At 69.3% G+C, this 6,580-nt stretch carries 10 protein-coding genes; 6 read left to right on the top strand and 4 right to left on the bottom strand.

Features of this window, described 5'->3' with window-relative positions; genetic code table 11:
* Positions 1–56: 56 nt before the first annotated feature.
* Both D457_RS0128015 and D457_RS0128020 read left to right on the top strand, forming a co-directional pair.
* A complete protein-coding gene (locus D457_RS0128015) occupies positions 57–980 on the top strand; it encodes a PfkB family carbohydrate kinase (RefSeq protein ID WP_026117106.1) in 924 nt (307 codons plus the stop codon).
* 132 nt (positions 981–1,112) lie between these two features.
* Positions 1,113–2,486, top strand: a complete 1,374-nt coding sequence (locus tag D457_RS0128020) for an alpha/beta hydrolase domain-containing protein (RefSeq protein ID WP_017583992.1) — start codon at positions 1,113–1,115, stop codon at positions 2,484–2,486.
* A gap of 64 nt (positions 2,487–2,550) precedes the next feature.
* Here D457_RS0128020 and D457_RS0128025 read toward each other — a convergent pair whose 3' ends face one another.
* Together D457_RS0128025 and D457_RS0128030 are read right to left on the bottom strand one after the other, a co-directional pair.
* Positions 2,551–2,946, bottom strand: coding sequence for a hypothetical protein (locus D457_RS0128025; RefSeq protein WP_017583993.1), 396 nt, complete (start codon positions 2,944–2,946; stop codon positions 2,551–2,553).
* Complete coding sequence (locus D457_RS0128030; protein WP_017583994.1) at positions 2,946–3,272, bottom strand: hypothetical protein; 327 nt, start codon at positions 3,270–3,272, stop codon at positions 2,946–2,948. The genes D457_RS0128025 and D457_RS0128030 overlap by 1 nt, the downstream gene beginning before the upstream one ends.
* Before the next feature lie 223 nt (positions 3,273–3,495).
* Here D457_RS0128030 and D457_RS0128035 point away from each other — a divergent pair, with 223 nt between their 5' ends.
* Complete coding sequence (locus D457_RS0128035) at positions 3,496–3,762, top strand: GntR family transcriptional regulator (RefSeq protein WP_026117109.1); 267 nt, start codon at positions 3,496–3,498, stop codon at positions 3,760–3,762.
* A gap of 343 nt (positions 3,763–4,105) precedes the next feature.
* On the opposite strand, the gene D457_RS35995 is transcribed toward D457_RS0128035, so the two are convergent.
* Entirely contained in the window at positions 4,106–4,393 is a 288-nt protein-coding gene (locus D457_RS35995) for a hypothetical protein (protein WP_152514395.1), read from the bottom strand.
* Between the two features lie 77 nt (positions 4,394–4,470).
* On the opposite strand from D457_RS35995, the gene D457_RS35140 reads away from it, so the two are divergent.
* The 3 genes from D457_RS35140 (at position 4,471) to D457_RS0128050 (ending at position 5,678) form a co-directional block, all read left to right on the top strand.
* Complete coding sequence (locus tag D457_RS35140; protein ID WP_083926888.1) at positions 4,471–5,235, top strand: Scr1 family TA system antitoxin-like transcriptional regulator; 765 nt, start codon at positions 4,471–4,473, stop codon at positions 5,233–5,235.
* On the top strand, positions 5,232–5,414 hold the full coding sequence (locus tag D457_RS35145; protein ID WP_083926889.1) for a DUF397 domain-containing protein: 183 nt from the start codon (positions 5,232–5,234) through the stop codon (positions 5,412–5,414). The genes D457_RS35140 and D457_RS35145 overlap by 4 nt, the downstream gene beginning before the upstream one ends.
* A 72-nt stretch (positions 5,415–5,486) precedes the next feature.
* Positions 5,487–5,678: a winged helix-turn-helix domain-containing protein gene (locus tag D457_RS0128050; RefSeq protein WP_051073057.1), complete on the top strand. Its 192-nt coding sequence runs from the start codon at positions 5,487–5,489 to the stop codon at positions 5,676–5,678.
* A gap of 75 nt (positions 5,679–5,753) precedes the next feature.
* Here the strand turns inward: D457_RS0128050 and D457_RS0128055 are convergent.
* Positions 5,754–6,580, bottom strand: an 827-nt coding sequence (locus D457_RS0128055) for a Kelch repeat-containing protein (protein WP_026117110.1), incomplete at its 5' end; no start/stop codon positions are given.

Here is a 6,580-nt window from a genome sequence, read left to right on the forward strand (position 1 = left end):
ATCGATCCCGACCGCCCCCGAACCCCACCACCCGAACCCGACGAAGGGACCCCACCGTGACCGGACGCCTCCACCATGTGGGACCGGTGATCATCGACGTCGTCATGACCGTCGGCGCCCTGCCCGAACAGGGCGGCGGCACGTTCGCCAACACCGCCCGCACGCTCCCCGGCGGCGGGTTCAACGTGATCGCCGCCGCGGCCCGGGCCGGTATGGAGGTGGTCTACGGCGGGGCGCACGGGACCGGACCCCACGGTGACCTGGTCCGTTCCGCGCTTCGCGCCGAGGGGGTCCGCGTCGCACACCGCCCGCGCCCCGAGGACACCGGGTTCTGCGTGGCCCTGGTGGACACCTCCGCCGAACGCACCTTCATCACCCACCTGGGCGCGGAGATGGATCTGCCCTTGTCGGACCTGCGCGCCCTGCGCCCCGGGTCCGATGACCTCGTCTACACGGTCGGGTACTCGCTCCTGCCCGGGCCGCGCGCGGACGAACTGGTGACTTGGATCCGCGAGCTACCGGAGGGGGTTCGGCTGGTCCTGGACCCGGCACCGGTGGTGGGTGACATCCCCGCGCAAACCCTCTCCCGGGTACTGGCCCGCACGGACGTCCTGAGTCTGTCCGCAGCCGAGGCGGTCACGGCCACCGGCGCCGGTGTTCTCGAGGAGGCCGCCGCGCTCCTGGCCGAGCGCGTCCGCCCGACCGGCGTGGTGGTGCTGCGCGACGGCGCCGAGGGCTGCCTGGTGGCCACTCGGGACACCGCGCCCCGGCGGGTCCCGGGTTTCGCGGTGCGCGCGGTGGACACCAACGGTGCGGGCGATGCGCACGTGGGGGTGTTCACCGCCGCCCTGGCCGCGGGGCTGTCTCCGGTGGCTGCGGCCCGGCGCGCCAACGCGGCCGCCGCCATCGCCGTCACCCGCCCGGGCCCGGCCACCTCCCCCAGCACGGAGGAGCTGGAGGAGTTCCTCGCGCGCCGATGAGGGCGCCGCCCCATCCGTGGTTCCACCGGTCCTCTCCCACGGCGGCGGCGCGGGCGCCGGAACTCCTTGTGGCACCATGCGGCCCGACCTAGCATGCCCGCAACACCGACCACACCAGAGGTGAACGCGCGCATGTCCCCCCGGTCCCCCCGTCGTTTCTGCGCGGTCCTGCTCGGATCGACCGTCGTCCTCGGCCTACTCGGAGCGGTACCGGCCCAGGCCGAACCCGTGGAAGGTCCGGCCGCCACCGTGTCCGGTCCGGTCCCCGTCACTGCCGACTCCTACCCCTTCATGTCCGCCGTCGGACCCGAGGTCCCCCCGATCGAGGAGGGCGAGCCCGTCAAGGCCGACCTCGCCGCGTACGACTACGTCGAGGAGGAGTTCCTTCTCGAAGGCACCGCCGAACACCCCGAGGCCGGGGCCACCCCCTACCTCACCAGGATGGTCGTCCGGCGCCCCGCAAGCGCCGACGACTTCAGCGGCGCCGCCTTCCTGGAATGGAACAACGTCAGCTTCGGCCAGGACATCGAGATCGACTGGTTCCTCTCCCACGACTACTTCATGGGTGAGGGACACGTCTGGGTGGGGCTCTCCGCCCAGCGGGTCGGGGTCGACGCCCTCCGGGCCTGGGACCCCGACCGTTACGGGGACCTGACCGTCGGCGGCCCGGAGCTGGCCGACGCCCCGGCCTTCGACCTCTACTCCCAGACAGCGAGGGCCCTGCGCTCACCGCAGGGGGTCGACCCGTTGCCCGGCTTCGACGTCGGCACGGTCGTCGCCACCGGGCACTCCCAGTCGGCCCGCTACCTGTCCGAGTACCACAACCGGTTCCACCCCGGCCACCAGGCGGTCGACGCCTTCATGATCCACGGCGCCCCCACCGCCCTGGACGAGGGCACCACGCCGGTCATGCGGCTCATGGCGGAGACCGATGTCAGGACCAGGTCCCAGGGACAGGAGCCCGACACCGAGCACTTCCGCCGCTGGGAGGTCGCCGGGACCGCGCACGTCGGCCAGTTCGAGTACCGCGCCTTCGCCCCGCTCATCGCCCGGGAGAACCCGGGGACCGAACCGCAGCAGTGCGACCTGCCCCCGTACAGCCGGGTCCCGTTCCACCACGTGCTGAACTCCGCCTACGACCACCTCGTCGACTGGGTCCGGGACGGTACGGCACCGCCGGAGGCGCCGCGCCTGGAGTGGGACGGCCCCACGACGGCCAGCCGTGACGAGCACGGCAACCAGCTCGGCGGGATCAGGCTGGCCGAGCACGAGGTCGCCACCGCGCTCAACCACGGCGACAACACCGGCGACCCGTTCTGTTTCCTGTCGGGCGCCCACATCCCCTTCGAAGAGGAGACCCTGCGGGAGCTGTACCCGCGCCGAGGGGGGTACGTGTCCCAGGTGCTCCAGACCGTGAACCGGGCCCAGCACGCGGGCTACATCCGGCCCGAGGACGCGCACACCTCCCGCACCGCCATGCTGGAGACCCGCTACCCCTGGTGGTAGCCGGGCGTGCGGCGAAGGGGTGCCGTCGCCCGAAGGCTGACGGCACCCCTTCCCACCGGCACGGCTACCGCTGCCAGGGCTCCGGAAGCGGCCGCCCGGAACGCAGCGCGGCATCGAGCGCACGCCAGTCCGCGGCCGCGCGACGCAGAGCCATGAAGGACTGCGCAGCCCCGCCCACCTCACGCAGGGTTTCGGAAACGGAGTCGTAGAGCCTGGTCACCGGCTCATGTCGCCCCGCGCCGCCCTTCACCGACCAGCGGCGCGGGAGCGGGTCGCCGTTGCGCATCAGCTCATCGAGCACGTTGAACGCGCCGTCCGCGCGCCGGAGGGTGGCCACGCTCTGTCCGAGGAACCCCGGCGTCGCCAGCAGGCGGGACAACTCCGTCACCATGACGTCCGTCGGGAGGCCGAGCGAGTCGATCGGGTCGGGGGACCCCTGCACCTCGTGGTTCGCGTTCATCACGCCGCCTCCCCGTGCTCGGCGATCGTGTGGAGCACGGCCACACCCAACCGGCTCCGGTCCACCCGGCGGAGGGCTTCCTTCCGTTCCCAGTCGCGGTAGTAACCCGGAACGAGCTCGTCCGGGTCCTCCAGAGCGCTCGGATCGGCTACAGGGACGTGGTCAGCGGGCTGTCGGGGGGCGGGGACGAACGGAGCCGGTTCCGGCCGGGGCTCGACCCCGGAGAGGAAGGGGACGTTCTCCGCGTAGCGACGCACCCGACGCGCGCGGTTGCGGCGAAGCTCCGCGAACAGTTCGCGGAAGTATCCGCAGGGACTCGTGTGCACACCCCTGGTGGGGCGGGCCGCTCGGATTATCAGGCACAGCAAAGCAATAGGGTTTGGCATGTCGTCCTGCTTCCATCAGGTCGGCCATGGCCCCGGGGCGTGTTGGTAGCACGTCGCCGGGGTCCCGCTGTATGCGAGCCCTTTCAGTGTAGCGACTCGTATCGCTACGTCTAGCCTTGTATCTCTTGGGATCACCTTGACTGAGCATGAATAGCTTCGGAGCATGACGTTTGATCCCGATGCAGAGATCCAGCACGACGGCCCTGTGACGCCGTATCGGCAGTTGGCAGGCATCATTCAGGCTCGTATCGCCCGAGGAGATTGGGCTCCTGGCCAGCGCATTGCCACCGAGAAAGATCTTGTGCAGGAGTTCGGCCTCGCGCGCTCGACCGTGCGCCGCGCGATAGCAGTGCTCGTGGAAGACGGCGACGTGTACACCGTGCCGCAGCGCGGATCCTACGTTACGGAGCGCCCGGAACCCGAAAACTGACGCACCCTTGCCCCTGGCAGCAGAGCGGGGAGCGATGGCCTCCCCACCCTTTTGTGTTGACACGGGCCCTCTGGGATTTTCGTGCAGCTTTTCGCAGTTAGTGCACATGCGGGGCTTTCCAGTCAGGGTTACGGGACGCACTGAGTGATGCCGCAGTTTTCGCATTGCTGTGTACGGGAACCCCGCGCGCGCTTCCATGCGTGCGGAGGACACTTCTTCGCTGCGGAGGGAGGACGCACCCGGCGAGGAAGCGGCGGGCTCTCCCCCTGACGCGGCCCGGGAGTCTGAGGACGGCGAGGACGCGTCAACCGCGCAAGATCAGCGAACGTTCGGGCCGGGGCACTCATACCCGCCCCAGAAGTTCACCGGCGATCCAGCGGGCAAGGGAATCCTCCTCGCCCTCGCGGCCGATCGGAGCGGTGCGGCCGCCCCCATCAACCGGAGAAACCCACTTGCCACCGGAGAGCCGCACAACGATGCAACGCCCCGCGTGCTCCGCCCTAACCTCGCCGGGCTGGCCACCGTCCATCGCAGCCACACCCCGCCGACGAATAGCGGAGTGCAGCGCGGCGAGCGGCAGGGCCACGGAGTTGATTTCACCAGGGGTCTGGGTAAGTCCGATGGATTCCATACCCTCAGCCTGCCGAAACCCTTACTGATTCCACAGAATCCGCCACGATTGCGCAAGACACAGGTACGCTGGGCAATATGCCTGCCACCCCCTTCTCTGAGGCACTAAATCGATTGCTCACGGCTTCAGGGCTCACCCAGCTTCAACTCAGCAATCGCACGGGCTTCGCCGCTTCAAGCATCAACAGATACATTTCCGGACAAACGACACCGTCTCTGGACAGAATCGAACCCCTGGCGGAAGCCGTCGGTTCACTAGACGAGTTGCGCAGAGCCTGGCGACTCACGACAACGGGCACCGTTCTGCCTGAATGGACCCGAAACTTCTACGCGATCGAGACGGCCGCTGTTGCCGTGCGTGTAGCGACGCCTTCATTCGTCCCCGGGTACCTTCAAAGCCCCGGAGTGGCCTCGTACGTGTTCCGGGCATCCCGCCCCTCCCTTCAAGGGTCGGAACTGGCGGAGCAGGTCACCAACCGCACCGACCGTCTGAACCAGCTCACCGGGCTTCACGTGACCGCCGTGTTCCCCCTCGCCGCTGTGGCAGATCTGCCCCAGGAACTGAGGCAGGAGCAGGCCCAGCACCTCCTGGGCTGGATCGCTACCGGTCAGGTTCGCGTGCACCTGGTGCCCGCTGGCATCGTTCTCCCGGCTCCTGTCGCGCCACTGTTCCTGTTCGCCCTCGGAACGGGTGAGTCCGTAGCCGTGTCAGAGCACGTCCTGGGGGCTGAGATCCTGAGGGACGATCTGTGGCCCCGGGCGGTGTCGCTGTACGACGTCGCCTTGTCCGAATCCCTCCCCGTGGCCCTGTCCCGCACCGAGCTTGAGAGACTAGCCGCATGAATCACCAGCAAGCCGCATGGCACAAGTCCAGCCACAGCCCCACGGGCTCTGATTGCGTCGAAGCTCGGGAACAAGAGAACGGCGCAGACATTCGTGACACGAAGCACCGTGAAGCCGGGCACCTCAGCTTTGACCGCGCCGAGTGGCTCGCCGCCCTGCGCGTCACCTCGAAGGGGTAGGACCAACGAAGGAAGACCCCGGACACCCTGATTCGAAGGGACCGGGGTCTTCGTGTGCTGTACCCCTTGCCCATGGCTCCGCCGAGGCTTCGTCCGGGGCCCATCGCACCCGGGGACCTGCCCTCCGGTGCAAAGCTTCCCGGTGAAAGGGAGCTCGCCGAGACCTACGGCGTCGCCGTGGGCACGGCCCGTCACGCGACGAAGGAGCTCCGTGACCGGGAGCTGGTCAAGACCCTCCCGGGCAAGGGCACCTTCGTGATCTGACCGCGCGGGCGTACGCGATGTTCTCATCAGACCAGGCCGATCAGTCTGCTCACAGCAGACAGGCGGTCTCGGACCCTACTGGGCTCGCAGATCGATCCTGATCCCACCGGTCTCGCACCGGCCGCCCCAACCGATCAGGGCGTTCGTGCCGACGGGTTCGATCGGGCCGCAGTAGCCGTCGAGCGCCTCGCCCCTCGACCGATGGGTCAGGCCGGTGTCCGCGTCCCACACGCTGAGCTCACCGGTGCTGGTCGACACCACACCCAGCCCTTCCACGAACCCCATCTCCCCCGACAGCTCGGGATGGGAGACCGTGTGCACCGGCGGGCGGAAGGCACCGGCCTCGTGCACCGTCTCCGCCTGACCCCGTCCGTCGAGCTCGTACAGGCGCCCGCCGCGGCTCTCCCTGACCGCCAGGACCGCCTTGTCCCCCGGCAGCGAGACCAGCCCGACGTACGCCCCGGTCGGGTCCTCGACCTCTTCGAACTCGGACACGGACACGCCCTCGTCTCCCACTCGGAAACGTCCCGTGAGCATACGCTCGGCCGTGGCCCCGACCAGCACGACCGCGTCGTCGACGGCCACCAGATCGAGCACGCGGAACAACTCCCCGGCACCGGTCAGGGGAACGGTGTCCCAGGTGTCGTCCTTGAGCGAGTACACGAGGAGGTCGTCCTGGTAACCGCTTCCGCCGAAGACGACGTGGTCCCCCGCCACGGCCGCCGACGCCGACTCCCTCGCCTCCGGAGCGTCGGTGACCGGCTCCCAGGAGTCGGCTCCGGGGTCGTAGACCGCGCCGTCCCTGGCCATGAGTCCGTCCTCCTCTCCGGAGTGCGTGCCGGTGGCACCTCCCCAGACGAGCACCCGCCGGTCTTGGAGGAGCACGGTGGTGTGGCGGGGAC

Source organism: Nocardiopsis valliformis DSM 45023, assembly GCF_000340985.1.
GTDB classification, from domain to species: domain Bacteria; phylum Actinomycetota; class Actinomycetes; order Streptosporangiales; family Streptosporangiaceae; genus Nocardiopsis; species Nocardiopsis exhalans.

Excerpts from the sequence above, each read along its gene's own strand:
- D457_RS0128050 (WP_051073057.1), top strand. The coding sequence starts at position 5,487 with ATGGCTCCGCCGAGGCTTCGTCCGGGGCCCATCGCACCCGGGGACCTG.
- D457_RS0128025 (WP_017583993.1), bottom strand. The coding sequence starts at position 2,946 with ATGAACGCGAACCACGAGGTGCAGGGGTCCCCCGACCCGATCGACTCG.
- D457_RS35995 (WP_152514395.1), bottom strand. The coding sequence starts at position 4,393 with ATGGAATCCATCGGACTTACCCAGACCCCTGGTGAAATCAACTCCGTG.
- D457_RS0128035 (WP_026117109.1), top strand. The coding sequence starts at position 3,496 with ATGACGTTTGATCCCGATGCAGAGATCCAGCACGACGGCCCTGTGACG.
- D457_RS35140 (WP_083926888.1), top strand. The coding sequence starts at position 4,471 with ATGCCTGCCACCCCCTTCTCTGAGGCACTAAATCGATTGCTCACGGCT.
- D457_RS35145 (WP_083926889.1), top strand. The coding sequence starts at position 5,232 with ATGAATCACCAGCAAGCCGCATGGCACAAGTCCAGCCACAGCCCCACG.
- D457_RS0128020 (WP_017583992.1), top strand. The coding sequence starts at position 1,113 with ATGTCCCCCCGGTCCCCCCGTCGTTTCTGCGCGGTCCTGCTCGGATCG.